Raw genomic sequence first — 25,231 nt, 5'->3', positions numbered from 1 at the left:
ACCTTTTTAATGAAAACCTACTGGAGAAGCCTTGAAGAATTGCAAGATCCGAAGGCCTTACGAATTCAGGAAGCCCGGGAAGAAGCCAAGCAAAAAAGCCTGCTTTACAAAACAGAAGGAGGCAATGGCGGTAATTCGCGTCGCGATTTTCTGAAAACATTGGGTTTTAGTTTGGCGGCTGCATCAATTGCAGCGAGCTGTAAACGCCCGGTGGAGAAGGCAATTCCTTACTTAGTAAAGCCTGAAGATATTACACCCGGTAAAGCCAATTACTATGCATCGAGTTATTACGATGCCGGCGATTATTGCAGCGTTGTTGTTAAAGTGCGCGATGGCCGACCGATAAAAATTGAAGGGAATGAATTGAGTCCGATTTCGCAGTCGGGTACAAGTGCGCGTGTTCAGGCTTCTATCCTCAATTTATATGATGGTGCTCGTAATAAAGGACCTGAAAATTTAAGTAAGTCAATCACCTGGGCTGATGCAGACCTGGAAGTTCCGAAAGCTTTGAAAGAAATTTCAGATGCTGGCGGTCGTTCGGTTTTGCTGACACAAACCGTGATTTCTCCTTCTACCAAAAAGGTCATTCAAAAATTTCTGGAAGCATATCCCGGAACGGAATGGATTCAATATGATGCGATCTCTGCGTCCGGAATGCTCAATGCAAATATGAAAAGCTTCGGACAGCGAGCGATTCCAGATTACCGTTTTGATAAAGCAAAAGTGGTGGTGAGTTTTGCCGCCGATTTCCTCGGAACTTGGTTGTCTCCGGTTGAATATACCAAACAATATACTTCGGCTCGTAGGCTGGACGACGGGCAGCGCGATATGTTGCGCCACTACCAACTCGAGTCACACATGTCGCTGACTGGCTCAAATGCTGATGTCCGCTTTCCTGTAAAACCTTCGGAAGAAGCGGGAATGGTGCTGGCATTGTACAATGCTATTGCCGCTAAAACAGGTGGCGAACAGATTTCGGGTGTGCCTGCTATTGTTGATGTCAGCGCATTGGCTGATGATCTGCTGTCGGCAAAGGGGAAATCGATTGTCATTTCAGGCAGCAACGACGAAAATATTCAGCTGTTCGTAAACGCGATAAATCAACTGTTGGGAAACTACGGCGAAACCATTTTATGGAATTCAGCCTTATTAACGAAAAAAGGGCTGGACGAAGAAATGGCTGCATTAAATGCCGATATCCTGGCTGGTAAAGTAGATGCATTGATGGTGTGGGGTGTAAATCCTGTTTATGATCAGGCTAACGGTGCGGAACTGGAAGCTGCAATTCGAAGCCTGAAATTGTCGGTTTCCTTTGCTGAACGAAAAGACGAAACGGCTCGCGCTTGTCAGTATGTTTTGCCGGAACCCAATTATCTTGAATCCTGGAATGATCTGGAACCGAAAGTTGGGCAGTTGAGTTTGGCGCAACCGACAATTTCAAAGTTGTTCGATTCAAGAAATGTTCAGGAAAGCCTGTTGGTGTGGACGGGAGACTCGACATCTTACGGCGATTTCATCAAATCGAGCTGGGAAAGCGATTTCTACCCGGAACAAGCAGAATATGCTGATTTCCGCCTGTTCTGGAATTATACGCTTCAAAAAGGTGTATTCAGTTCTGCAAGCGAGCAAACGGCAGAATACAATGGAGACAGTTTGGCTGCATCAGCCGCTAAATTGCCAGCTGCAAAATCGGGTCTTGAAGTGGTTCTTTATGAGAGCATCGCTTTGGGGAACGGAAAATATGCCAACAATCCCTGGTTGCAGGAATTGCCTGACCCGCTTGCCAAAATCAGCTGGGATAATTACGCTTCGGTTCCTGTGGCTTATGCCGAAGAAAAGGGACTGGAAAACGAGAGTGTGATCACGGTGAACGGATTGGAATTGCCTGTGTTTATTCAGCCGGGCCAGGCCAAAGATACCATCGCAGTTGCTTTGGGATATGGTCGTACTTATGCCGGTAAAGTTGGTGATGGTGTTGGAAAGAATCTTTTCAGCTACGTGTCGGCAGAAAATGGCTCGCGAAAATACAGCATTGAGAATGCTTCGGTGGATGTCGTAGCCGGTGCAACTTTCCCATTGGCGCTGTCGCAGACACACCACAGTATGGAAGGACGCCCGATTGTTCGCGAGTCCAACCTGGATGAGTACCTGGCGAAGCCGAATGCCGGCAACGAATTCCATGAAGAAAGCGAAAAGCATCATGTCACACTTTATAAAGAAATTGAATTCAAAGGGCACCATTGGGGTATGGCCATCGATTTGAACTCGTGCACTGGTTGCGGAAATTGTGCCATTTCCTGTCAGGCTGAGAATAATGTTCAGGTGATCGGGAAGGAGCAGGTTCGGAATCGCCGCATTATGCACTGGATTCGCGTGGACCGCTATTATTCCGGTGATCCGGCTAATCCGACGGTTTCTCATCAACCGGTTATGTGTCAGCATTGTGACAACGCGCCATGTGAGAACGTTTGTCCGGTGGCTGCTACTCCGCACAGTTCCGAAGGTCTGAACCAAATGGCTTACAACCGCTGTGTCGGAACAAAATATTGTATCAACAACTGTCCTTACCGGGTGCGTCGTTTCAATTGGTTCCAGTATGTGAACAACGACAAGTTCGATTATAACGCAAATAATGATTTGGGCAGAATGGTGCTGAATCCTGACGTAACCGTTCGTTCTCGCGGGGTCGTTGAGAAATGCTCGATGTGTGTTCAGCGGATTCAGGATAAAAAGTTGGAAGCCAAGTTGGCGGGCCGCATGCTAAATGATGGTGAAATCAAAACGGCTTGTCAGCAATCATGTCCTGGTAGTGCCATCGTATTTGGCGATTTGAATAACCCTGAAAGCAAGATCAACAAACTGTTCAAGGATCAACGGAATTATCATTTGCTTGAAGAGTTACACACGTTGCCATCAGTTGGATATTTAACTAAAATCAGAAATAAAGCCTAATCATTCGAAATAAACCAGAGCCTATGTATAAGACATCGATTAGAGGAAAGCTCATTGACGGAAATAAGTCACTGTCGAAGATTTCGCAGGACATTCTGGCTCCGATAGATGCCAAAACTCCCCGTTGGTGGTACATTGCCATGACGATTAGCACGGCCATGTTCGGTTGGGGATTGTATTGTAAATACGTGACTATCTCGACCGGTATCGGTACCTGGGGTGTGAACAACACCGTCGGTTGGGGATGGGCGATTATCAACTTTGTATGGTGGATTGGTATCGGACACGCCGGAACAGCCTTCTCCATCTTCCTGTTGATTTTGCGCCAAAAATGGCGGACAGCTATCAACCGTGCAGCGGAAGCGATGACCGTTGTCGCCGTGGGTTGTGCCGGTTTGTTCCCGTTGTTGCACATGGGGCGTCCCTGGTTGTTCTTCTTCATTTTCCCATACCCGAACACGCGTGGTCCGTTGTGGGTGAACTTTAACTCACCGCTGTTTTGGGACTTTGTGGCGATTTCAGCCTACTTGCTCATATCAGCTAGTTTCTGGTATTTCGGTATGGTGCCCGACTTTGCGACGATTCGCGACACCACCAAGTCGAAAATCAAAAAAGCTGTTTATGGCTTCTTTGCTTTCGGATGGACAGGCTCATCCAAAGAGTGGTTGCGCTTCGAAGCACTGAGCTTCGTGTTGGGTGGTATCGCTGCCGTTTTGGTAGTTTCGGTTCACTCGATCGTATCAACCGACTTCGCCGTTTCCGTAGAACCCGGATGGCACACCACGATTTTCCCGCCATACTTTGTGGTTGGGGCAATTTTCTCTGGTTTCGCCATGGTGTTAACCTTGGTGACTCTGATGCGAAAGTTGTATAATATGACTGATTTTATCACAGACTCGCACGTTGATGCAGTTTGTCGTATTTTGATATTTATCTCCTTGATCATGGGAACAGCCTATCTGACTGAGATTTTCATGGCCTGGTATTCCGGATCTCCCTACGAAATGTACACCTTCTTCCACAACAGGGTGACGGGCGAATATGCCTTCCAGTTCTGGGCGATGTTTACCTGCAATGCTTTGATTCCACAGCTATTCTGGTTCAAAACGGTGCGGAGTAAATTATGGATTGTGTTCATCATCTCTATATTCATCAATATTGGTATGTGGTACGAGCGTTTCAACATCGTCATCACATCATTGACGAAGAACTATTTGCCAGCAAACTGGGCAAGTTATTCACCTTCCATCATCGAGATCGGATTCTTTATTGGAACACTCGGGATGTTTTCACTGGGCGTGTTGCTGTTCTTCCGCTACATCCCAATGATTGCGGTTTCTGAGGTGAAGAGCGTGTCTAAGTTTAATGAAGAAATGCAACCTAACGAACATCATTAAGCCATGGTAGGAGTATTTGATAACGAATTTGATTTGGTGAAGGCTTTTGAGAAAGTGAAAGCCAAAGGCGTAAAAGTCGACGAGGTTTATACGCCGTATCCCATTCACGAAATACTGGAAGGAATGGGCAAAAAGACGCACATTACGCATGCTGCGTTTTTCTATGGCTTGTTCGGTGCGTTGTCGGTTTTGGGCGGAATGTATTACGCTGCCGTAGTCAGCTGGCCATTGAATTTCGGTGGAAAGCCGTTCAATACCTTCCCATCATTTTTGGTAGTGACAATTGTCGCTACCATCCTGATTGTGACCATTACAACGCTGTTTACTTTCTCTGCACGAGCAAGAATATTTCCGGGTAAGACAGCAAAGATTGTTCATCCCGGAGCCACAAACGATAAGTTTGTAATTGTGTTGAAGTCGGCTGAACCGGGATTCGAGGCAGCCGAGATTGAGAAAATACTGAAGGAAAACGGGGCGACAGAGATCATCAAATAAGTCGCCAATAATTACGAATCTGCTCAAAAAAGCAACATATGAACCTGAACAAAGGAATTAAATTACTGACCGCCATCCTCGTTATTGCAGGAGCAAGTTCCTGCGATCACGATCGGAATAACCCCGGTTATCAGTACTTCGACGATATGGTCAAATCGCCGGCTTACGAGACTTACACGCCGAACCCGAATTTCGAGGACGGGAAAAGTATGCAGCCGACCATTGCGGGAACTGTACCCCGTGGCTTTATGCATTATCCGTTTCAGAAGACCGACGAGGATCGTGTGAAAGCCGGTTTGACATTTCACAACCCGCTGGAGCCGACAACAGCCAATTTGGAACGAGGGAAAGAAGTGTTTACAATCTATTGTTCGAGCTGTCACGGTGATAAAGGAGATGGACAAGGACGGTTGTACACGTCGAAAAAATTTTCCTATCCACCGGCGAATTTGCTTTCGGAGAAAGTCCGCACCATTCCTGATGGCGAAATCTATCACGTCATCTCCGTTGGATGGGGGATTATGGCTGAGCACGGTTCGATGCTGGCGCCGGATGATCGATGGAAAGCGGTGTTGTACATCCGCGATGAGTTACAAAAAAATTAGTCTGAACAGGTAAAACGAAATAATCATGATCGACGAAAAGTTTGTAGTACCCAAGAATTTGAAGTTAATCACTTACGGATTGATTGCTATTGGGATTGTTTCCTTTGCTCTTGGTTTTTTTACCGATCCCGGAAGGGCATGGGCAAATTACCTGCTCAATAACTTCTACTTCGTGTCTATCGCCGTAGGAGCTGCGTTCTTTATCAGCATTCAGTACATAGCGCAGGCGGGGTGGTCAGCAGCCTTTAAGCGGATCCCTGAAGCAATGGCTGCTTATTTACCATTTGCTGCTGTGTTGTTTCTCCTGCTACTTTTCGGTGTACATTCGTTGTACGAATGGTCGCACGAGGAGGAAGTCGCAACAGACCATTTGATTCAGCATAAATCTGTGTATTTGAATTTGCCGTTTTTCGCTGTTCGCATCGTTCTTTTCTTTGGCCTCTGGATTTTTTTAACCAAATGGATGCGGAAAGTCTCATTGCAGGAAGATGCGGATGGTGGCCTGGCTTATTTTCAGAAATCGGAACACTTGTCGCGGATTTTCATATTTGTAGTTGCAGTATCTTTTTCTGCCTTTTCGGTCGATATGTTGATGTCGCTACAGGTTCACTGGTTTAGCACTATTTTTGCCGCAAAGATGTTTATTTCTGCGTTTCAGCACGGTGCTGCAGTGATTACCTTGATCGTTATTATCCTTCACAAATATGGCTATTTGCAAGTGCTTAATCGTTCTCATTTGCACGATTTCACCCGTTACATGTTCATGTTGGCCATTGTTTGGGGATACTTCACTTTTGCCCAGTTTATGCTGATTTGGTACGGCAATATTCCCGAAGAAACTTCTTACTATGTGCATCGCTGGCATGGGGCATTCGGAATTTTGTTTTACGCGAGCATCATTCTAAACTGGTTTATTCCGTTCCTGTTTCTGATGCCGCGAAGTAATTCGCGCAGTAAAATGGTTATGGTGCCGGTGATTGTACTGCTGATGATAGGTCAGTATGTTGAATTGTATTACGAAATCTGGCCCGCGACCATTCACGAACCGAAATTTGGCTTGTTGGAAATTGGTAGTTGGCTCGGCTTTGTCGGACTGTTTACGCTGGTTGTGATCACTTACCTGGCGAAAGCCAGTTTAATCCCGCGTAACCATCCGTACATAGAAGAAAGTGTTCATCATCATTTTTAATTCAATACATCTCAAAACAAAAGAAAGGATCACGATATCGTGATCCTTTCTTTTGCTCGGGCATATTGTCAAAACATTCAATCTTTTTTGATTTCATTGTCCTTTTCATTCAGGCTGATTTGTTTCGCGGCCTGTCTCTCGCCCTGTAAACTGATTAGCAAGGTACCGTCTTCTCGCTTGAGGTCTTTTATATGCTCGATACTCACGGTCGTTGATTGGTACCCATCAACGCTAATCACTAAGTTTTTACAACTATTGGGAATTTTCCAAAGGGTGAATTGCCCATTGCTATTTGTTAAAGTTCCCAATACAAAACTACCATTGTCCAGTGTGACAGAGACATCGGGGAGTGGCTGTCGTGTCTCGGTGTCAACAATTTGACCGGTAATGTTTCTTGTTTTCGATTCGCCTGCTGTACTGTAAGAGCCAGATAAGATCAGCAGGCTCAATAAAATAAGAGCTGTTCTCATGGCTTGTTTTCTGTTTTAATTGTTTCTTTTACAATTTACAATTTTTCAAGGAGACCATCCTCATTGCAAAACGAAAAAGACCCACCAAGTGGCAGGTCTTTTCATATTTTTAAGATTTGAGTAACGAAGGATTTTCTGATCTTGGCGTTGGACCGCACGATCAGTTCGGAACCACCGTATAGCCTCGTTGAGCGATTGCTTCAGCTATTGCTTTTTCATCGGTCTTCGAAGGATCGTAAATCACCTTTGTTGTTGAATCTTCGTGATTCGCTTCAACCAGGCTAATACCAGGGAGTGCTGTTACTCCTTTTTGGATGCTTTCTTCGCAATGGTCGCAAGTCATGCCTTCAACATGATAGACAACTTCAACAGGTTTTACTGGCGCTTCTTCTGTTGGTTCAGTTGCTTGTTTGGCACTGTTTGAGCAAGCTGCAAACAGGGCGACGGCAAGGATTAGTAGAATGGCTTTTAATTTCATGGTTTGTTATTTAAAGTTTCGAGTTTTGAGTTTCAAGTTTTGAGTTGCTAGTTTGTTTGTAAGACCGTTACTGGTTATTTTTTGATGACTTGCTCCAGTATTTTTTCACTTCCGGTCTCGGCATCTCCCATCACGGCATTAACCTCGTTTCCCAATAGTTTTGCAAGTAAGCCTGCATTCATCCGGGCAATGTAGGTCTTGCCATCGGCTTTTTCGTAAATGGCAATCCGGCAGGGCATCATTGCCGAGATGTGACGATTATCGTCGGCCCCAAGTATTTTGACAGCAATATCTGGCTTGCAAATCGAGTATACGGTTACGGCTTTAACGTCAAAACCGTGCTTTTTCATGGTTGCCTGCAGATCGTACTGGTGCGGCATGCTCCATTTATTTTCCGGCGTTGCCTTTTCAATTAATGCTTTGGTTGTCGCAAAGTCGTATTTACTTTCACTAACTGAAAACATCAGTTTGGGAGCCAATAGGAAAACCAGCCCCAGGCTGATTAGAATTCCTGTGATAATACCTGCTAAAAACATAACACTTGTCTTTTTCATTGTCCAAACAATATATGTAATAATCTGGATGTTTCTATCCCAAAGAACAAGTTATTCTGAATTGTGTTCAGGAGCGGTGAAAAATACTGTCCACGATCAAAGCGATCATCATAAACAGGTATAAAAAATTGAGTTTGAAAAACGTAGGTCGCACCCGCAGGTCCTTTTTAGCGAATATTTCAATAGTCGACGAGAATAGCAGGTAAAAGATGTAGAACATCAGGATGAACATGGTTGTCCGCCCGATAAATACTTTTAACGCGATTAGCAGGGCAGAACCGATAGTTGCCAATATCCAGGTGTAGCTTAAACGTTTGATTTGATTCTCGGAGAAGATCGCATGTAAACTCGGATAACCGGCCAAACTGTATTCTTTTCCGAACATGAGCAGCAACAACCAGAAGTGTGGAATCTGCCCGATAAAGAAGAAAGAAGCCACCAAAAAGATTAGCGGACTGGTAATCGATCCACCGGCAGCCAGCCAGCCAATGTAGGGCGGAAGCGCACCAACCAACGAACCAGGCACCACTGCGAAAGCAGTAACTTTTTTCAATGGGGTGTAAAGACCGTTGTAGGAGGCTAAGGTTACCACTGCTGCAGCCCAGGCCGCAATCGAGAAATGCATCCCGAGAATAATGCTGCCGGCAACGAAATAAGCGATAGCAACAATCAAGGCAAACGACGGAGAAACCTTGCCCGACGGTATTGGCCTGTTTTTGGTACGCGGCATCATCGCGTCGGTTTTGTATTCCTGCCAGTGATTGATAGCTCCCGAGCTACACGAAACCAGGAAGACACCAGCGAAAAGATACCAGCCAGGGGAGCCAATTGAACCGGAAAATAAAACGTAACCGGTTAGTGCAGATAAAGCAACGGGCAAAGAGATACGCGCTTTGCCCAGTTCAAGAACGATTTTAATATAGTCGCGAATACTGTTTTTACTCACTTCAATGTTTTAATGTATTCAATAATCTGAGAGATCTCGGTGTCGCTGAGCTGGCCCTGGTAAGATTGCATCAAACCTTTGTTGAAGCCGTCAACGATTTCCGAATTCGGGTCTAAGATAGACTTTTTAATGTATTCGTCATCCGCGACAACGGTTTTGGTTTCTCCACCAGCCTTCACGGTTACCTCGTGGCCATACAAACCTTTAAAGGTTGGGCCTACCAGTTTGTTGCCATCAATGGTGTGGCAGGCAAAGCACCCGATGTTGGTCATGATCCGTTTTCCGGCAGCGGTCGGCGAATCGACTTTTGCCGATGCAACCTGTGCCGTTGTGTCGGTGTACCACTTGTCGAAGTCTTCCTGCGGCATGGTTTTCACCCAATTGTACATGTAAGAGTGTTGCAAACCGCAGTATTCGGTACAGAATAATTCATAAACTCCTTCTTTCTCCGGAATAAACCAGAGGAATTTCTCACGTCCCGGAACCACATCCTCTTTTACCCGGAATGCCGGAATGTAAAGCGAGTGGATGACGTCCATGGAATTGAGATTCAATTTCACCGGTCTATTCATTGGAACGAACAGGGTATCTGTTTTTTTACCGTTTTCGTATTGAAAGGTGAAGTTCCACATGCGGGCGACAACGTCAATTTGAAAACTGTCTTCCGGCGCTTTTTTCATCGGCGCCCAACCAGCCCACCCATAGTAGAACATAATCAAGACGAGAATCAACGGAATACCTGTCCATATTATTTCCAGCGTGGTACTTCCTTTAATTTGTGTGGCCTGCGGGTTCCGTTTCTTGTTGTAACGGAATATGAAGTAGATCATTGTAACTGTAAGCCCAATCAAAAAGAAGAAGCAAACACTCAAAATGATCAGGAATGCCCGGTCGACGCCGGACACAAAATTCGAGGCCTGTGTTGTTGCTAATATATACATAGTCTTTATCTGAAAAAGTAGTCAAAAAAGGTGATGATAATAACTGCCAGGAAGATCATGAGTACAAACACGACCATGATGCGGATGTACGGCTTGTCGAACTTCAGGTGCATAAAATAGGTCAGCACCAGGAAAGATTTCAACGATGCAAAGAGCAAAGCTGCAGCCACTGTCAGACCACCTAATTCAATACTTGTCACTTCAATTGATAACAATGTGAAAACCAACAATGCTGCCAATATATAGAAATAGGTGCGGTACGGAACGATATGATGTTTTTCGTTTTCCATCGTATTTCTGTTTTGACGGTTAATGAATGAGGTAGAATAGCGGGAACAGGAAGATCCAGATTAAGTCGACCAAGTGCCAGTACAAACCAGCATTTTCGAGCAGTGCCGACCGATCGGCATGAACTTTTCCTTTTGAAACGCCGGCCAAAGCGAAGCCAATCACAATCATCCCAACAATGATGTGGATGGCGTGCAAACCCGTCATGGCAAAGTACAAGCCAAAGAACAGGATTTCACCCTGACTGAGTGTATCCAGCATGTGTTGTGAGCCCGGAAAAATGCCGTGGTCAAACTTCACACCCCATTCAAAATATTTGTTAACCAGGAAGATTAATCCCAGCATGAAGGTTATTTCCAATAAAAGTATCGTTGTTCCTTTCTGACCTTTTTGCAACGCCGATGTCGACATGGCGATTGTCATACTACTGATCAGAAGGATAATCGTGTTGATGCTACCAACCGTCCTGTTCAGCTCTTCTGCTGCCAGGTGGAAAGCATCCGGGTTCATATAGCGATATACCGAGTAAATGATGAAGAGGCCGCCAAATAGCAGGAGTTCCGTGAAAATAAAGAGCCACATCCCTATTTTCGACCCCTCAGCATCGTAGTGTTCATCATGGTGAATTGCTTGTGACATAGGTTTTAGTTTTAGTATTCGTAAGGTCCGTCTTGTTCTTCGTAAACAGGGATAACATCAAAGTTTTCAACAGGAGGGGGTGAAGGAACTGTCCATTCCAGGGTCTTGCCATTCCAGGGGTTGGCGGGCGCAATCTCTCCAATTTTAGCCGAGCGGAACAGGTTGATTACAGTGATTACGAGTCCAAAGGTCATGACCCATGAACCAAGCGTTGACAAAATATTGGCAGAATGGAATTGCTCCAGGTAATCGTAGTAACGGCGTGGCATCCCTTGCAGGCCAAGGTAGAACATCGGCGTGTACAAGGCCAGGAAGCCAATGAAAAAGAAGATCCAGCCGACGTTTGCCCAGGTTTTATCGTACATGCGGCCAAACATTTTCGGGAACCAGTAGTGGATTGCCGCAAAGAATGAAAAGCCAACACCACCAAAAACGATGAAGTGGAAGTGGGCAACCACAAAGGCAGTGTCGTGCACATAAACATCAGTCGCCAAAGCTCCTAAAACAAGGCCCGACAAACCGCCGATCATGAATACGAAAATGAAAGAAACAGCCCAATAGAACGGGGTTTCCAACGAGATGGAACCTTTGTACATGGTCGAGATCCAGTTGAATACTTTAATCGCACTGGGAATGGCAACCAGGAAGGTCAGAATCGAGAAGGTATATTGTGCGGTTCCGCTCATACCGGCTGTAAACATGTGGTGTCCCCACACGAAATAGCCGACAAAAGCGATCGCCAATGTTGAAACGACAATGGCGTTATAGCCGAAAACATGTTTCTGTGAGAAAGTCGGGATGATCTCAGAAATAGCACCCATTGCCGGTAAAATCATGATGTACACGGCGGGGTGTGAGTAGATCCAGAACAAGTGTTGGTAGAGAACCGGGTCGCCGCCCAAAGCAGGATCGAATACACCAATGCCGAAAAGGCGTTCCAGCGAAACAAGTAACAAGGTAATTCCAACAACAGGTGTTGCCAGCAATTGGATCCATGCTGTACCGTAAAGCGTCCATGGGAACAGCGGAAGTTTCCGCCAGGTCATTCCCGGAGCACGAAGGCGGTGAATGGTGACAATGAAGTTCAATCCTGTCAGGATGGATGAGAAACCAAGCACAAACGCACCGAAGATTGCCGGCAGCATGTTGGTACCCGTTTTAAAACTATAAGGTGCGTAGAATGTCCATCCGGTGTCGGGTGTACCGTCTCCGAAAAGCACGGAGCTGATAACCAGAACGGCTCCGGCGATATAGACATACCACGAAAATAAATTCAGTTTAGGGAAGGCAACGTCTTTGGCACCGATCATGATCGGCAGTAAAAAGTTACCAAACACAGCCGGTAAACCCGGAATCACGATCATGAAAATCATGATTACACCGTGAACGGTGAAAACGGCGTTGTAGTCTTGCGGTCCCATGATGGTTTTTCCCGGAGCAATCAACTCCAGTTTCATCGCCAAACCGAGACAAACGCCCACCATGAACAATGTCATCATTGAAAACATGTACAGCAGGGCAATTCGCTTGTGGTCGGTCGATAAAATCCAACTCAGCAACCCTTTGTACTTACCCTTGTAATCCAGGTAATTGACGTCGTGGGGTATTTGTGAACTTGCTTGCATAGATTAGGTTGTTTGTTATTTCTTCTTCTTAGGTTTAAAAATCAGGTATAGGAATATAAGCAGTGCAATAAACAGGATCAGTGTTCCCGCTATTTTTGTGACGTTCAGTACATAAGTCTGGCCAACCGGATCGTACGAGTAACAGAATTGCAGAATCTTGTTAATCGTTGGTGCAGACTGGCCTTTATTGGCTTCAACAATCGCCATCTTAAACTCGAATGGTAAAAAGTAAAGGCCATTCAGATAGCGGGTTATTTTCCCTTTTGGGCTAACAACGGTAACCGATGCAGCGTGCAGGAAATCGTTCCCCTGGCGTTTGTATTTGAAGCCGGTTGCGTTGGTGGCTTTTGCGATGCTCGCACTGTCGGCAACAAAGAAATGCCACCCCTTGGCTATTTGTTCTTTTTTGGTAACCAGGTTCAGGTAATTTGTTTTTTTGCGGATCGCCAAATCGATAGTCTCTGTTGGATCGAAGCTGATCGTCAGGACCTGGTAATCCACGCCGGGAACCAAATCCGATTTGTCCATCACTTCAGCCAGTCCCTCCATCAGCGGACTGCAAATGCCGGGGCAACGGTAGTACACAAAGTTGATAACCGTTGGTTTATCGATCAGATCAGTCAATACGACTTTTTGCGAATCTTCATCAAGCAGGTAAATGTCGGTTGGGATAAATTCATCCAGATGTTCCACAATGCCAATTTCCGGGTCATTATTTTGACCATCGAACGTTACATTTTGCGCAAAGGCAGGTAAAATCAGTAAAAACAGAAAAAATCCGGTAATTAGTTTAGTGTTTAGTTGTTTTGTTCCAATCATAAAGAATATTGGTTTTGCTCCAGTTAAATCGACCTCTTTTAATTTCAGAATAAAAAACCAAAAAGTATGTTGAATGTTTACCCCAACTGCTATAAAAGTGACTTTTTTTTGAAATTAAGCTGTTTCGTTTTCCTGAATGGTCAATTGGTTAAGTATTATAGGTTTAAAATCGATTATTCAAATTGGTTTTAAGGACAGCAGCTTCCTTGATCTACCTGTTCTGTATGGAGTTCAAGTTTCTCTGCTTTTGGACTAATGTACGGAATGCCAAGTGCCATTCCCCGCAGGATAAACAGCACACCCAGCAAGAAAACAAAGTAGGGGACAACCTGCCGTATTTTGGACCTTAGTCCGCTTCCGATGGCATTTCCCGATAGCGAAACGACCAGCATCATGGGGATTGTTCCCAGGCCGAAGAAGGCCATGAACAAGGCGCCGTTTGCGATACTGCTTGTATTGATTGCTCCGGCAATGGCCACATAAACCAATCCGCATGGTAGCAGTCCGTTCAAAAGACCAATCAATAGCAGGGATGAGTAGCTTCTTTGGTTGAAGTACTTCCGGAGGTTGTTGACTAAACGACCGGCATAGCCACTGACCAAGCTTGTAAAGTTTAATTTTTGCTTGAAAAAGTATGGGAACAGCACACTGATGATCAAGGCAATCCCCAGCAGGATTGATGCCCATTGCTGAAATCCAGCCATGTGGATGCCCTGTCCTAGCAGCCCAAACAGCAGGCCCATTACCGCGTAGGTCATCGTGCGCCCCGCATTGTACAGGAGTCCGCCGGTAATTTTGGTCATCCAGCTGTGTTCTTTCAGCGGTAGGGCAACAGCAATTGGGCCACACATGCCAATGCAGTGAAAGCTGCCGATAAGGCCAATTGTAAGCGGTGTAATCAGGTCAAATGTCATTCTACTGTAATTTGATGTTCCCAATAGTAAGGCGTGCTATCTGCTTGCCAGTCGAGCTTCACGGTGTAACGCCCCGGTTTTGTACCCTGAAGCGATATCGTTTGCTGCAGCGATTCATTCAGTTTTATCGCTGTGGTTTTATCCAGCTTCTCATCAACAGGGCTGTAAATCAATATTTCTCCTTCGATTGTCTTATTTTGAAACCAAGCCGGTAACTGCAACTTCAAACTTTGCCCTTCCTGGATTAGTTCAGGCTTTTCGCGAAGCTTGTTCAGGTTGTTTATGCGGTCGATCTGCGACTGGTAGTTGATCCCCTTTTGGTAATAGTCCTTTTCAACCAAAAAATAGTCCTGGCGAGTGGCAATGTAGACTAGCGTCAACATGCCGATCACCATGATCGATAGTGCAATAACAATTCCGGTTCCCCAATTGAGTTTCATATCCTATCCCTGTTATTTTTTTACATCCAATGAGTTCGGCCCCACAAAGCTGGAGCTTATTTGTTCCACTTGCTGTCCTTCGCGGTAAACGCCGATGATGACATGCGTGTTCGAGCTCTTCAATTCTGATTTTGGCAGAATGATCAACACATTTCGTTTGATCACTTCTCCTTTGTCCAAAATCAGCGAATCGCCGGGTATTTTTACTTCGCCTTCAGGTTCCAGTAATTTCAGATCCATCGTAATTTTACCCGATGATTTGTTGATCATCTGCAGGTCGTACAGGTTGCTCAACGCATCGTCTCCGTATTGCTGGAAGAGTGTGCCCTGTGTGCGAACGATGGTTGTTTCAACATCGTCGCGGTTCATAAAAGCAAAGCTGGCAACACCCAGTAAAATGACGAGCACAACCGAGTAGGCAATGGCCCGTGCATTCATTACTTCCTTTTTCTTTTCCGAAATCGATCTTTCCGAGGCGTAGCGAATTAAACCTTTGGGCTTGTTGACGGTGTACATCACCGAAGCGCAGGCGTCGATACAAGCGGTGCAGTTGATACACTCCAACTGTGTTCCGTTGCGAATGTCAATTCCCGTTGGGCAAACGTCAACACAACGTTTGCAGTCGATGCAATCTCCCTTTTCTTCATTTTTACCTCGCCCCCGTGGTTCGCCTCGAATGTAGTCATACGCAACTACGATGGAGTTTTGCTCGAGCATCACACCCTGCAACCGGCCGTATGGACAAACCAGAGAGCATACTTGCTCGCGGAACCAGGCAAAAACAAAGTAATGTGCCCCTGTAAATGCTGCAACTCCCAGGAAGCCCGCAAAGTTTTGAAACGGCCATCCCGCTAAAAGAATGCGAACTTGAGGCCAGCCTATAATGTAGGACAAAAATGTTAGTACCGTAAAAAAGGAGATGAATACAAAAATGGTGTGTTTGGCAATGCGTTTAAGTAGTTTCGGGACATTCATTTCCTGCCGCGCCAATTCTCGTTGTTTATTGCGGTCGCCATCAATCAGGTATTCAATCGGTCGGTAGAGGAATTCCATGAAAACGGTTTGCGGGCATGCCCATCCGCAAAAGATGCGGCCGTAAACTACGGTAAACAGGATGATGAAAACCAGCAAGGTGATGAATGACAAAACCAGTAAATGGAAATCCTGCGGGTAAAACGTCTGGCCCAACAGCACGAAGCGACGATCCAGAAAGTTTAAAAAAATCAACGGATCGCCGTTCAGTTTGATGTGTGGCGCCAGGTAGAAAAAGGCCAGTAGAAAATAAGCGACAATCCGTCGGTAATTCGTGAACTTTCCTTTTGGCATTTTGGGGAAAACCCAAACCCGCTTTCCTTCCTTGTCGACCGTTGCCATTCGGTCGCGAAAGGTTAAATCCTGAATATGATCCGGTTTTTGGTTTGACTCCATTACTGATTCTGGTTTTTTGGTTGTTTTTTCGATGGACTCTCCGGCAGGTTTCGACCGGTTATTCTGTGGTCTCTTCGGGAAAGTATTTCTCGCCCTGCGGTGCTTTCGGGTTCGGCGGGTTGGTTCCTTGCAAACTTTCGATATAGGTCAGTACATCGTCGATTTGCTGATTCGAAAGCTGATTTTTATACGAAATCATCCCTTTCTCAATCACACCGTTCAATACAACTTCTTTCATGTTTTCAAAGCTTCCGCCGTGAATCCAGTATTCGTCGGTCATGTTTGGACCAACCAAACCTTCGCCAAATTTACCGTGGCAAACCGAACAGATTTTCTCGAAAGTAACCTGTCCCGCGGCGACCATTTCTTCTCTGGTGCGCTCTTTCTTTTCAACCGGGGCAGCCTCGGCTTCCTGCTCTTCGGCCTGGTGCACCGCGGCCATTTCTTTTTGGTATTCTTTTTCCTGGATCACACTGTCATCTTCAAAAACAAAGACCAGCATTAAGTAAGAAACCGAAAAAACAATACTCAGATAAAACAGGTACTTCAACCAGGGTGGCAGGCGGTTGTCTAATTCGCGGATGCCGTCATAGTCGTGGCCTCCAATGTATTTTATCTGTGTAAGATCGTCGTATTCTTGTTGTTTTTTGTTTTGGGTTGTCATAAAGTGAAATTTTGCTGTTCAACTTGGTTTTGGTCCTCTTCATCCAGTGGAAGGTTGCCATAGGCCTGGGTTCTGCTTTTATCCATTTTCATCGTGTGAATCGTAATCAATACAAAGAAGACGAAAAAGATAAAGAAGCCGATGATGGCATAAAATTCAACATGCTCAATATTACTTAGCTGCTCTTTCCACATAGTTTATTCGTTTGTCGGTTCAGGAGTCATGATGTCGGTTCCTAACCGTTGGATGTATGCAATGAGTGCAATAATTTCTTTGGTACTCTCCGTTTTAATGCCCGCTTCGCGAAGGTTTTGGGCAATTTCCTCAGCCTGTGCTTTCAGATCCTCGTTGGCTTGTTGCTCGTAATTGTCGGGATACGGAACGCCCAGCTTTTTCATGACCCGAATTTTGGCAGCCGTTGATGAAAGGTCGATGTCTTTCTCAGCGAGCCATGGATACGGCGGCATGATCGACGCTTCATTCATCTTTTGCGGATCAATGAAGTGGTTGTAATGCCAGGCATTGGGCTTGTAAATCTTGCCGGTTTTCACTCCCTCGCGAGCCAGATCAGGACCGGTTCGTTTCGAGCCAAACTGGAAGGGGTGATCGTAAACAAACTCGCCCGCTTTGGAATACTCGCCGTAACGCTCAACTTCGGACCGGAACGGGCGAATCATTTGCGAGTGACAGTTGTAACAACCTTCCTTCACGTAAATATCGCGACCCTGCAATTCGAGCGGGGTGTATGGTTGCACGCTCGAAATAGTCGAGATGTTGGATTTCACAAGGTAAGTCGGAACGATTTCGAAAATACCACCAATCAGGATGGCAATTGTGGCGAAGATGAGGAAACGAATTGGTTTGCGCTCCAAAAATCCGTGCCAGCTTTCGCTCGCCTGTTTGGGCATCTCCTGTGTTGTCAGTGCCGGGGCTTCGCCCGGTTCTTCTTTCAGGAAGGTGCCGGCTTGTGCTGTTTTGACGATGTTGAATACGGCCAGCAGCATACCGGTAACATATAGTGCTCCGCCAAACGCGCGAATCGCATACATCGGGATCAGCTGAGTGACTGTCTCCAGGAAGTTCGGATATATCAGGAAGCCGTCTGGTGTGAATTGTTTCCACATCAGGGCCTGTGTGATGCCGCCGATGTACAACGGCACGGCATAAAAAATAATAGCGAGTGTGGCTAGCCAGAAATGTACGTTCGCCAATTTTGTCGACCAAAGTTTGGTATTGTACAAGCGCGGAATCAACCAGTAAAGCATACCGAATGTGAGCAAACCGTTCCAGCCCAGGGCACCAATGTGAACGTGTCCAATGGTCCAGTCGGTATAGTGGCTGATGGCATTTACAGTTTTCAACGAAAGCATCGGGCCCTCGAAGGTCGCCATACCGTAAGCGGTAATCCCCACGACAAACATTTTCAGAATCGGGTCACGGCGAACATTGTCCCAGGCACCCCGCAACGTGAGCAAGCCATTTATCATACCTCCCCAACTTGGAGCGATCAGCATGATGGAGAATGTTGTTCCGAGTGCCTGCAGCCAGTTTGGCAGCGAGGTATATAGCAAGTGGTGTGGTCCCGCCCAAATGTAGATGAAAATGAGAGACCAGAAGTGTACGATTGAAAGTTTATAGGAGTAGATTGGCCGGTTGGCAGCTTTCGGTACAAAGTAGTACATCAGCCCCAGAAATGGCGTTGTGAGGAAGAAAGCCACCGCGTTGTGACCATACCACCACTGAACCAAAGCGTCCTGAACGCCGGCATAAACCGGGTACGATTTTAAAGCACTGAATGGAATTTCGATGGAGTTGACAATGTGCAAAACCGCAACAGTCACCCAGGTGGCAATGTAAAACCAAATAGCCACGTAAATATGGCTGGTGCGCCGGATGAGCAAAGTTCCGAACATGTTGATCCCGAAGACTACCCAAACAATTGTAATTGCCAGGTCAATCGGCCATTCCAGCTCCGCATATTCTTTACCGGATGTGTAGCCGGCCAATAATGTTAGTGCCGCTGAAACAATAATCAGCTGCCATCCCCAAAAGTGAATTTTTCCGAGCAGGTCGCTGAACATGCGTGTTTTCAGCAATCGCTGCATGGAATAATAAACAGCTGTGAAAATGGCGTTTCCGACAAACGCAAAAATAGCGGCGTTGGTGTGTAACGGGCGGGTGCGTCCGAAAGTGGTGAACTCCAGGTTGAAGTTCATCGCCGGGATAAATATTTGCAGGGCAACAATCAAGCCCATCAACAATCCTACAACTCCCCATACAACAGTTGCTACAGCAAAATTGCGGGTAATTTTGTTGTCATACATAAACTTCTCTAATTCCATAAGTCAATCGTTTTTCAGGTAGATTTTGGTTTCGATTTTAATTCATTTTGGGGTTCATCCGTTGTTGGGGATGAAATATGGTCGTCAAATAATATGCGGATGGAAGGCGTGTAGGTGTCATCAAATTGTCCGGAGCGGACAGCCCAAATAAAAGCAATCAGGAAAACGGATGCAACGAGAATACCAATGATGACTAAAACGAATAGTACTGACATAATCCGGTTTGCTGGTTAGTTAATGATTTTTGGGTTCGTTAAAAACTTTGCACCCAAACGATTAATTTCTATTAACAAGCTAGGTTAACCTTTGTTGTCAAGATAAACAAAAAAATATGAAAAAGTTGCGGAGCTATTTTACAGCATAGCTTTTGAGGCTGCAACCCGAACAGAGAAGGTCGCAAAAGCCACAACGGTGACTGAACTTAAGGGCATTAGAATGGCCGCGACGATGGGAGAGAGGTTGCCGGAAACAGCAAACGAAATACCCACCAGATTGTAGAGGAAGGAGATGGCGAAACTCAGTTTGACGATTGTCAGACTGGTACGGGTGAACTGCAGGAAACGATCAAGCTTGCCGAACTGGGATGCCTGCAGGATGGCGTCGCAGGCTGGGGTGAAGTTGTAAATGTTGTCGGCAATAACCAGCCCCACTTTGCTTTCCATCAGCGCTCCCGCATCGTTCAGTCCGTCGCCGATCATCAAGGTGTTTTTGCCGTTTGCCTGCAGCTCTTGCACGTAAGCCAATTTGTCGGTTGGGGATTGGTTGAAATTGAGCCGGGCGTGATCTTTGAACAGTGGCAACAGGTTGGCGCGTTCGGCTTCGTTGTCCCCGCTTATCAAATGCAGATCGTAATGTTGATGCAGCTCGTCAATTGTTTCATCCAGTCCTTCGCGATAGCGGTTTTCGAAATGGAAATGTCCCAGCGTTTTGCCATCCATATTCACCCAAACCTGTGTGCGAAGTTCTTCCTGTCCTTCTTTTTGGCCTGTCACGAAATAGCGTGATCCGAGGTTCACTTTGCATTTGTTGACCGTGCCGCTGAGCCCGAGTGATGGAAGCTCGGTGAAGTTTTCCACCTCCCAAATAGTTCCTTCCTCCAGTTGGTTGAACAATGTTTTGCTCAGCGGGTGGCTCGAGTGTTTGCAGAGCGAACGAATTAGGACGATTTGTTCCTGCTTCAGTTGGTTGCCTTCAAAACGCACCCTTGACGATTGTGCATGCGTGATGGTGCCTGTTTTGTCGAAAACGACAGTTGTTGTGCGGTACAGCTTTTCGATGACGTCTGCATTTTTCAGGTAGAAGCCTTTGCGACCAAACTGGCGCATGGTGCTGCCGAAAGTAAACGGAATGGTTAATGCCAAAGCACAGGGACAGGCGATGATGAGCACCGAAGTGAAGGCAAAAATCGATTTGGCGCTGTCGGCGAATTGCCAGTAGATAGCAGCTGCCAGCGCAATGCTGATGATGGTGATGGTGAAGTATTGGCTGACTTTGTTGATCAGATTCGACAGGCTTGCTTCATCCTGTTTTTGGCCCCGGCTTTGGTTCCACAGTTGAGTGAGGTAGCTCTGTTCTACCTCTTTCTGAACCAACAATTCAACCGCGCTTCCCGATTGACGGCCACCGGCAAACACAAAATCACCGGTTTGTTTCGAAACAGGAATCGACTCACCAGTCACAAAACTGTAGTCAATGTTGCCTTGACCGGAAACGATGGTGGCGTCGGCCGGGATGAGTTCCTGGTTGCGCACCAGAATTCGGTCTCCGGCTTGCAGCTGTTCCAATGGGATGGTTTCTTTCCCGTTTTCGGAGAGCTTGGTAACAGCCACTGGGAAGTACGATTTATAATTGCGCTCAAAGGTTAATGCTTCGTAGGTAATTCCCTGGTACCATTTGCCGATGAGCAGGAAAAAGACCAGCCCGGTGAGCGAATCGAAATAGCCGATTCCGCTGTGGCTGACAATCTCGATGGTGCTTTGCACAAATAACGTGATCAATCCCAGTGCAATGGGTAAATCAATGCTGATGATTTTCTTTTTCAGGCTTTTCCAGGCTGATAGGAAGTAGTCGCTTGCGCAGTAAAACAGGACTGGGATACTTAGTGCAAAACTCAGCCAGCCGAATAACTGCCGAAAACCAGCTTCCAGTTCGTTGGCGCCGGGCAAATATTGCGGGAAATGATAGATCATGGCGTTCAGAAAGCTGAAGCCGGCAATACCCATTTTTAGTAATAATGTGCGTGTTGACTTCGAACCTTGTTCTTGCGTATCCGCTTTCGGATTGATTTCTGGCACATAATGGATGGACGCCAGGAGCTCAACTAATTTGCGCAGACTTATTTTTTCGTCTTTGAACGTGATGCTGACTTCCTTTTTGGGAAAATTTACCGATGACTGAATAACACCCTGGTGAAGCAGATGCAGATTTTCGAGCAGCCAAATGCAGGAGGCACAATGGATGGACGGAATAAAAAAACGGACTTTGGAAATTCCACCGTCGCTGAAGTCAAGCAATTTCGTCTGAATCTCCGGAAGATCGAGGAAATTGAATTTATCGGAAGCTTCAGGTTCCGGCTGTTCAATTTTGATGCCCGGAACTTTTTCAATTTCGTAATAACGTCCAAGCTGTTTGCTGTTTAATAGCTGGTAAACCGTTTGACAACCGTTGCAGCAGAAGGGTTTTTCGTCCCAAATAATGGGATGTTTGCCGCAATCGTCGCCGCAATGGATGCAGGTTGTCTTTGTTTTGGTTTGCTGCTCAGTCATTTAGTTTTCGGTTGTTATTTCTGCCGTGCATTTAACAGTTTGCCTGCTGAATAGTTGATAATGATGTTGTAAAATGCCATTTTTATGGTTGTCATCCAAGGACAAATTCCTTTTCTTTACGAAAAGAACAAATGTTTAAAATAGAAAATAGGCATTTTTTTTTAAAAACTTCTGTATCGGCCGGTTTATCTAATGGTTTTGATCTCAGATAATTGATTGATATACAGAAAAAGAGATAAAAATATCCTATTAAAAATCAGTCAACATTGTGCCAACATTGTTGTTTGTTTTCTTTGTTGTTGGAAATTTTAACCTGAGAGCGGAGGAGCGATACGATGAGCAGACCGAATTTACTTGTACGAACAGGGCGTTTCTACGTCGAAGGATTTAGAAACATGAGCGGATGGGGAAAGCAAGTATGGATTGTCATTCTGGTGAAGCTATTCATCATGTTTTTTATTCTGAAGTTGTTTTTCTTTCCCAATTTCCTAAAAACGAACTTCGACACCGATGAGCAGCGAAGTGAACATGTCCTCGATAATTTAACCAATACCAAATAAAAAATCGCATGTTAGAAGCAATCGACGTATCTTTAGTAAACTGGTCGAGGGCACAGTTCGCCCTGACGGCCATGTATCACTGGATTTTCGTGCCGCTTACGCTTGGTATTTCGTTTATTGTCGCCTTTATGGAGACAATTTATGTGAAGACCGGCAACCCGGAGTGGAAGAAAATCACCAAGTTCTGGATGACCCTGTTTGGAATTAACTTCGCCATTGGGGTGGCTACCGGAATTATCCTTGAGTTTGAGTTCGGCACCAACTGGTCCAATTATTCCTGGTTTGTTGGTGATATTTTCGGTGCGCCTCTGGCGATCGAAGGAATCCTGGCATTCTTCATGGAGTCCACTTTCATTGCCATCATGTTCTTTGGATGGAAGAAAGTTAGCAAAAAAGTACACTTGGCAGCTACCTGGCTGACCGCAATCGGAGCGAACCTTTCTGCCTTGTGGATCCTGGTAGCCAATGCCTGGATGCAAAGTCCGGTGGGGATGCAATTTAACCCGGAGACTGCCCGCAACGAGATGGTTAGTTTTTGGGAGGTGTTGTTCTCGCCGATGGCTGTTGAGAAGTTCCTGCACACCACCTCTTCCGGATTTGTGCTGGCCGCCATTTTTGTCATCGGTATTTCGGCCTGGTTTATTTTGAAGAAGCGCGAAATCGTTTTTGCCCGCAAAAGTATTGCTGTTGCGGCAGTGTTCGGTTTCCTGTCTTCCATTTATGTGATTTTCACCGGTGACAGTTCAGCGCGAACCATTGCGACACACCAGCCGATGAAATTTGCAGCTTTCGAAGGTTTGTACAACGGTAGCGAACGTGCCGGTTTGATCGCTTTGGGGATCATGTCGACCACCGACACCGATGAATCGAACCAAAACCTGATGGACTTCAATATGAAGTTGGAGATCCCGAACATTCTGTCGTACATGGCTTACATGGACTGGAATGCCTTCGTTCCCGGGATCAACGATTTGATTGACGGAAATGAAAAGTACGGCATCATGTCGGCTCACGAAAAGATTGAGCGTGGCAAAACTGCCATTTTAAAATTGAAAGAGTTTAAAGAAGCCAAAGAAGCTGGAAACACCGAGTTGGCCGAGTCCATCAAAGCCGAGTTCCAAACTAAAGACTTCCAGGAAAATTATTTCAAATACTTCGGGTACGGCTACATCACCGACCCGCATGTCCTGATCCCGAGTGTGCCGCTGTCGTTCTACAGCTTCCACATCATGGTATTCCTGGGCATGTATTTTATCTTGTTCTTCTTCCTCTCGTTCTTATTCGTTATCAGAGGAAAATTGGAGAAACACCGCAAATTCCTCAAACTGGCTATCTGGACCATTCCGCTGGCTTACATCGCCTCGCAATGCGGATGGATTGTGGCCGAAGTTGGTCGCCAGCCTTGGGTTATCCAGGATTTGATGCCGACAATGGCTGCTGTTACTAAAATCAGTACCAGCGCGGTGCAGGTAACCTTCTGGTTGTTTGCCGCTATTTTCACAGTGCTGTTGATTGCAGAAGTCAAAATTATGATGCGCCAAATTAAAATTGGCCCGAAAGTTAAAGAAGAAGGAGGGCACAACTAATGTTCGAAAATTTATCACATCTCGCGTTACAGCAATACTGGTGGGTGATTGTGTCCCTGCTGGGTGCTTTGTTTGTGTTCCTGACTTTCGTGCAGGGCGGTCAAACGTTGATTTATACCATTGGTAAAAACGATACGGAGCGCTCGTTGCTCGTGAATACTTTGGGACGTAAATGGGAATTCACCTTCACCACTTTGGTGACTTTTGGTGGTGCTTTCTTTGCCTCGTTCCCGCTGTTTTATGCCACCTCTTTCGGGGGGGCCTACTGGGTTTGGATGGCCATCCTGTTTTTCTTTATTATTCAGGCGGTATCGTACGAATACCGGAAAAAGCCGGCCAACTTCCTGGGGGCAAAAACCTACGAAGTCTTCCTGATATTGAATGGTGCTTTTGCAACAATCCTGGTTGGTACAGCTGTTGGTACATTCTTCAACGGTGCCATGTTTAGCCTGAATGAGATGAACAACGTGCAATGGGAAACTCCTTTCCGCGGATTGGAAGCAGTGTTGACTTTCCACAATGTGGCACTTGGTTTGGCTGTGTTCTTCCTGGCCCGCGTGTTGGGTGCTTTGTACTTCATCAATTCGGTTGACGATGCCAATATTTACGAGCGCAGTAAAAAGCAATTGCTTTACAACGCCATTCCGTTTTTGGTGTTCTTCCTGTACTTCCTGATCGCTTTGTTGCTGAAGGACGGTTTCGCGGTTGATCCGGCTACCGGAACGGTTAGCATGGAAAGCTTCAAATACCTGCACAACCTGTTGGCTATGCCATTGGTGACCATCATTTTATTGGTGGGCGTTGTTGGTGTACTTTGGGGAATCGGAGCCACTTTGCTGAAAGGCAGTGAAAGCGGTATTTGGTTTGCCGGCGGCGGAACGGTGCTGGTGGTTTGGATGTTGTTGCTGGTTGCCGGTTTCAACAATACGGCCTTCTACCCGTCAATTGCCGATCTGCAGTCATCACTGACCATTCAGAATGCGTCATCCAGTCACTTTACGCTGACAGCGATGAGCTATGTTTCGTTGTTTGTTCCATTCGTTTTGGCCTACATCTGGTGGGTTTGGAAAGCCATGAACAGTAAGAAAATTGATGCTGAGGAAATCGGCGAAGATTCACATTCATACTAAAAAC

The 25,231-nt window shown here is 45.9% G+C and carries 25 protein-coding genes; 8 read left to right on the top strand and 17 right to left on the bottom strand.

Going from position 1 to position 25,231, the window contains the following annotated elements; genetic code table 11:
• Positions 1–9: 9 nt before the first annotated feature.
• From BC643_RS08780 to BC643_RS08760, 5 genes are read left to right on the top strand one after another with little or no spacing between them, the layout of a single operon-like run.
• Positions 10–2,952, top strand: a complete 2,943-nt coding sequence (locus BC643_RS08780) for a TAT-variant-translocated molybdopterin oxidoreductase (RefSeq protein WP_120272733.1) — start codon at positions 10–12, stop codon at positions 2,950–2,952.
• Positions 2,953–2,975: 23 nt separating this feature from the next.
• Complete coding sequence (nrfD, locus tag BC643_RS08775; protein ID WP_120272732.1) at positions 2,976–4,349, top strand: NrfD/PsrC family molybdoenzyme membrane anchor subunit; 1,374 nt, start codon at positions 2,976–2,978, stop codon at positions 4,347–4,349.
• Between the two features lie 3 nt (positions 4,350–4,352).
• Entirely contained in the window at positions 4,353–4,844 is a 492-nt protein-coding gene (locus BC643_RS08770) for a DUF3341 domain-containing protein (RefSeq protein ID WP_120272731.1), read from the top strand.
• A 38-nt stretch (positions 4,845–4,882) separates the two neighbouring features.
• Positions 4,883–5,449 carry a c-type cytochrome gene (locus BC643_RS08765; protein ID WP_120272730.1) on the top strand — a complete coding sequence of 189 codons (567 nt, stop codon included), beginning with the start codon at positions 4,883–4,885 and terminating at the stop codon, positions 5,447–5,449.
• Positions 5,450–5,474: 25 nt separating this feature from the next.
• Positions 5,475–6,638 (top strand): quinol:cytochrome C oxidoreductase, encoded by a 1,164-nt coding sequence (locus BC643_RS08760; RefSeq protein ID WP_120272729.1) that lies wholly within the window; start codon positions 5,475–5,477, stop codon positions 6,636–6,638.
• A 77-nt stretch (positions 6,639–6,715) separates the two neighbouring features.
• On the opposite strand, the gene BC643_RS08755 is transcribed toward BC643_RS08760, so the two are convergent.
• From BC643_RS08755 to BC643_RS08675, 17 genes are all read right to left on the bottom strand, one after another.
• Complete coding sequence (locus BC643_RS08755; RefSeq protein ID WP_120272728.1) at positions 6,716–7,108, bottom strand: carboxypeptidase-like regulatory domain-containing protein; 393 nt, start codon at positions 7,106–7,108, stop codon at positions 6,716–6,718.
• Positions 7,109–7,268: 160 nt separating this feature from the next.
• Positions 7,269–7,586 carry a cation transporter gene (locus tag BC643_RS23515; protein ID WP_211338017.1) on the bottom strand — a complete coding sequence of 106 codons (318 nt, stop codon included), beginning with the start codon at positions 7,584–7,586 and terminating at the stop codon, positions 7,269–7,271.
• A 74-nt stretch (positions 7,587–7,660) separates the two neighbouring features.
• Positions 7,661–8,140, bottom strand: a complete 480-nt coding sequence (locus BC643_RS08745; RefSeq protein WP_120272727.1) for a DUF302 domain-containing protein — start codon at positions 8,138–8,140, stop codon at positions 7,661–7,663.
• A gap of 67 nt (positions 8,141–8,207) precedes the next feature.
• A complete protein-coding gene (locus tag BC643_RS08740) occupies positions 8,208–9,086 on the bottom strand; it encodes a protoheme IX farnesyltransferase (protein ID WP_170154503.1) in 879 nt (292 codons plus the stop codon).
• Positions 9,083–10,027 carry a cytochrome c oxidase subunit II gene (gene coxB / locus BC643_RS08735; RefSeq protein ID WP_120272725.1) on the bottom strand — a complete coding sequence of 315 codons (945 nt, stop codon included), beginning with the start codon at positions 10,025–10,027 and terminating at the stop codon, positions 9,083–9,085. Before coxB ends, BC643_RS08740 begins: the two co-directional genes overlap by 4 nt.
• 5 nt (positions 10,028–10,032) lie before the next feature.
• Positions 10,033–10,317: a cytochrome C oxidase subunit IV family protein gene (locus BC643_RS08730; RefSeq protein ID WP_120272724.1), complete on the bottom strand. Its 285-nt coding sequence runs from the start codon at positions 10,315–10,317 to the stop codon at positions 10,033–10,035.
• A 19-nt stretch (positions 10,318–10,336) separates the two neighbouring features.
• Positions 10,337–10,954: a cytochrome c oxidase subunit 3 family protein gene (locus BC643_RS08725; protein WP_120272723.1), complete on the bottom strand. Its 618-nt coding sequence runs from the start codon at positions 10,952–10,954 to the stop codon at positions 10,337–10,339.
• Positions 10,955–10,965: 11 nt separating this feature from the next.
• On the bottom strand, positions 10,966–12,579 hold the full coding sequence (locus BC643_RS08720) for a cytochrome c oxidase subunit I (protein WP_120272722.1): 1,614 nt from the start codon (positions 12,577–12,579) through the stop codon (positions 10,966–10,968).
• Between the two features lie 15 nt (positions 12,580–12,594).
• Complete coding sequence (locus BC643_RS08715) at positions 12,595–13,398, bottom strand: SCO family protein (protein WP_120272721.1); 804 nt, start codon at positions 13,396–13,398, stop codon at positions 12,595–12,597.
• Between the two features lie 188 nt (positions 13,399–13,586).
• Complete coding sequence (locus BC643_RS08710; protein ID WP_120272720.1) at positions 13,587–14,312, bottom strand: sulfite exporter TauE/SafE family protein; 726 nt, start codon at positions 14,310–14,312, stop codon at positions 13,587–13,589.
• On the bottom strand, positions 14,309–14,752 hold the full coding sequence (locus BC643_RS08705) for a FixH family protein (protein ID WP_120272719.1): 444 nt from the start codon (positions 14,750–14,752) through the stop codon (positions 14,309–14,311). The genes BC643_RS08710 and BC643_RS08705 overlap by 4 nt, the downstream gene beginning before the upstream one ends.
• A gap of 12 nt (positions 14,753–14,764) precedes the next feature.
• Positions 14,765–16,180 carry a cytochrome c oxidase accessory protein CcoG gene (gene ccoG / locus BC643_RS08700; protein WP_120272718.1) on the bottom strand — a complete coding sequence of 472 codons (1,416 nt, stop codon included), beginning with the start codon at positions 16,178–16,180 and terminating at the stop codon, positions 14,765–14,767.
• 58 nt (positions 16,181–16,238) lie between these two features.
• Positions 16,239–16,844 (bottom strand): cbb3-type cytochrome c oxidase N-terminal domain-containing protein, encoded by a 606-nt coding sequence (locus tag BC643_RS08695; protein WP_120272717.1) that lies wholly within the window; start codon positions 16,842–16,844, stop codon positions 16,239–16,241.
• On the bottom strand, positions 16,841–17,038 hold the full coding sequence (locus BC643_RS08690) for a CcoQ/FixQ family Cbb3-type cytochrome c oxidase assembly chaperone (protein WP_120272716.1): 198 nt from the start codon (positions 17,036–17,038) through the stop codon (positions 16,841–16,843). The genes BC643_RS08695 and BC643_RS08690 overlap by 4 nt, the downstream gene beginning before the upstream one ends.
• A 3-nt stretch (positions 17,039–17,041) precedes the next feature.
• Positions 17,042–19,186, bottom strand: coding sequence for a cytochrome-c oxidase, cbb3-type subunit I (ccoN, locus tag BC643_RS08685; protein WP_120272715.1), 2,145 nt, complete (start codon positions 19,184–19,186; stop codon positions 17,042–17,044).
• A gap of 14 nt (positions 19,187–19,200) precedes the next feature.
• Positions 19,201–19,401, bottom strand: coding sequence for a cbb3-type cytochrome oxidase assembly protein CcoS (gene ccoS, locus BC643_RS08680; RefSeq protein WP_120272714.1), 201 nt, complete (start codon positions 19,399–19,401; stop codon positions 19,201–19,203).
• Between the two features lie 138 nt (positions 19,402–19,539).
• Positions 19,540–21,951, bottom strand: coding sequence for a heavy metal translocating P-type ATPase (locus tag BC643_RS08675; protein WP_120272713.1), 2,412 nt, complete (start codon positions 21,949–21,951; stop codon positions 19,540–19,542).
• Positions 21,952–22,286: 335 nt separating this feature from the next.
• Between BC643_RS08675 and BC643_RS08670 the strand changes: the two genes are divergently transcribed.
• Genes BC643_RS08670 through BC643_RS08660 form a run of 3 tightly spaced genes read left to right on the top strand, consistent with a single transcriptional unit; the run spans position 22,287 to position 25,227 of the window.
• The gene (locus tag BC643_RS08670; protein WP_120272712.1) at positions 22,287–22,511 is read left to right on the top strand and encodes a DUF4492 domain-containing protein; all 225 of its coding nucleotides are present in this window, start codon (positions 22,287–22,289) and stop codon (positions 22,509–22,511) included.
• An 8-nt stretch (positions 22,512–22,519) separates the two neighbouring features.
• Complete coding sequence (locus tag BC643_RS08665) at positions 22,520–24,097, top strand: cytochrome ubiquinol oxidase subunit I (protein ID WP_120272711.1); 1,578 nt, start codon at positions 22,520–22,522, stop codon at positions 24,095–24,097.
• Positions 24,097–25,227 carry a cytochrome d ubiquinol oxidase subunit II gene (locus BC643_RS08660; RefSeq protein WP_120272710.1) on the top strand — a complete coding sequence of 377 codons (1,131 nt, stop codon included), beginning with the start codon at positions 24,097–24,099 and terminating at the stop codon, positions 25,225–25,227. Before BC643_RS08665 ends, BC643_RS08660 begins: the two co-directional genes overlap by 1 nt.
• The last annotated feature ends 4 nt before the right edge of the window (positions 25,228–25,231 follow it).

Source organism: Mangrovibacterium diazotrophicum, assembly GCF_003610535.1.
GTDB classification, from domain to species: Bacteria; Bacteroidota; Bacteroidia; order Bacteroidales; family Prolixibacteraceae; genus Mangrovibacterium; species Mangrovibacterium diazotrophicum.
Note: the sequence above shows the minus strand (reverse complement) of the source record. Positions and strands in the feature narration are given on the sequence as shown.

Excerpts from the sequence above, each read along its gene's own strand:
- BC643_RS08725 (WP_120272723.1), bottom strand. The coding sequence starts at position 10,954 with ATGTCACAAGCAATTCACCATGATGAACACTACGATGCTGAGGGGTCG.
- BC643_RS08670 (WP_120272712.1), top strand. The coding sequence starts at position 22,287 with ATGAGCAGACCGAATTTACTTGTACGAACAGGGCGTTTCTACGTCGAA.
- BC643_RS08705 (WP_120272719.1), bottom strand. The coding sequence starts at position 14,752 with ATGAAACTCAATTGGGGAACCGGAATTGTTATTGCACTATCGATCATG.
- BC643_RS23515 (WP_211338017.1), bottom strand. The coding sequence starts at position 7,586 with ATGAAATTAAAAGCCATTCTACTAATCCTTGCCGTCGCCCTGTTTGCA.
- BC643_RS08675 (WP_120272713.1), bottom strand. The coding sequence starts at position 21,951 with ATGACTGAGCAGCAAACCAAAACAAAGACAACCTGCATCCATTGCGGC.
- BC643_RS08760 (WP_120272729.1), top strand. The coding sequence starts at position 5,475 with ATGATCGACGAAAAGTTTGTAGTACCCAAGAATTTGAAGTTAATCACT.
- BC643_RS08765 (WP_120272730.1), top strand. The coding sequence starts at position 4,883 with ATGAACCTGAACAAAGGAATTAAATTACTGACCGCCATCCTCGTTATT.
- ccoG (WP_120272718.1), bottom strand. The coding sequence starts at position 16,180 with ATGGAGTCAAACCAAAAACCGGATCATATTCAGGATTTAACCTTTCGC.
- BC643_RS08695 (WP_120272717.1), bottom strand. The coding sequence starts at position 16,844 with ATGACAACCCAAAACAAAAAACAACAAGAATACGACGATCTTACACAG.
- BC643_RS08745 (WP_120272727.1), bottom strand. The coding sequence starts at position 8,140 with ATGAAAAAGACAAGTGTTATGTTTTTAGCAGGTATTATCACAGGAATT.
- BC643_RS08660 (WP_120272710.1), top strand. The coding sequence starts at position 24,097 with ATGTTCGAAAATTTATCACATCTCGCGTTACAGCAATACTGGTGGGTG.
- BC643_RS08780 (WP_120272733.1), top strand. The coding sequence starts at position 10 with ATGAAAACCTACTGGAGAAGCCTTGAAGAATTGCAAGATCCGAAGGCC.
- BC643_RS08720 (WP_120272722.1), bottom strand. The coding sequence starts at position 12,579 with ATGCAAGCAAGTTCACAAATACCCCACGACGTCAATTACCTGGATTAC.
- BC643_RS08730 (WP_120272724.1), bottom strand. The coding sequence starts at position 10,317 with ATGGAAAACGAAAAACATCATATCGTTCCGTACCGCACCTATTTCTAT.
- BC643_RS08665 (WP_120272711.1), top strand. The coding sequence starts at position 22,520 with ATGTTAGAAGCAATCGACGTATCTTTAGTAAACTGGTCGAGGGCACAG.
- coxB (WP_120272725.1), bottom strand. The coding sequence starts at position 10,027 with ATGTATATATTAGCAACAACACAGGCCTCGAATTTTGTGTCCGGCGTC.
- BC643_RS08755 (WP_120272728.1), bottom strand. The coding sequence starts at position 7,108 with ATGAGAACAGCTCTTATTTTATTGAGCCTGCTGATCTTATCTGGCTCT.
- BC643_RS08770 (WP_120272731.1), top strand. The coding sequence starts at position 4,353 with ATGGTAGGAGTATTTGATAACGAATTTGATTTGGTGAAGGCTTTTGAG.
- BC643_RS08690 (WP_120272716.1), bottom strand. The coding sequence starts at position 17,038 with ATGTGGAAAGAGCAGCTAAGTAATATTGAGCATGTTGAATTTTATGCC.
- nrfD (WP_120272732.1), top strand. The coding sequence starts at position 2,976 with ATGTATAAGACATCGATTAGAGGAAAGCTCATTGACGGAAATAAGTCA.
- ccoN (WP_120272715.1), bottom strand. The coding sequence starts at position 19,186 with ATGGAATTAGAGAAGTTTATGTATGACAACAAAATTACCCGCAATTTT.
- BC643_RS08715 (WP_120272721.1), bottom strand. The coding sequence starts at position 13,398 with ATGATTGGAACAAAACAACTAAACACTAAACTAATTACCGGATTTTTT.
- ccoS (WP_120272714.1), bottom strand. The coding sequence starts at position 19,401 with ATGTCAGTACTATTCGTTTTAGTCATCATTGGTATTCTCGTTGCATCC.
- BC643_RS08710 (WP_120272720.1), bottom strand. The coding sequence starts at position 14,312 with ATGACATTTGACCTGATTACACCGCTTACAATTGGCCTTATCGGCAGC.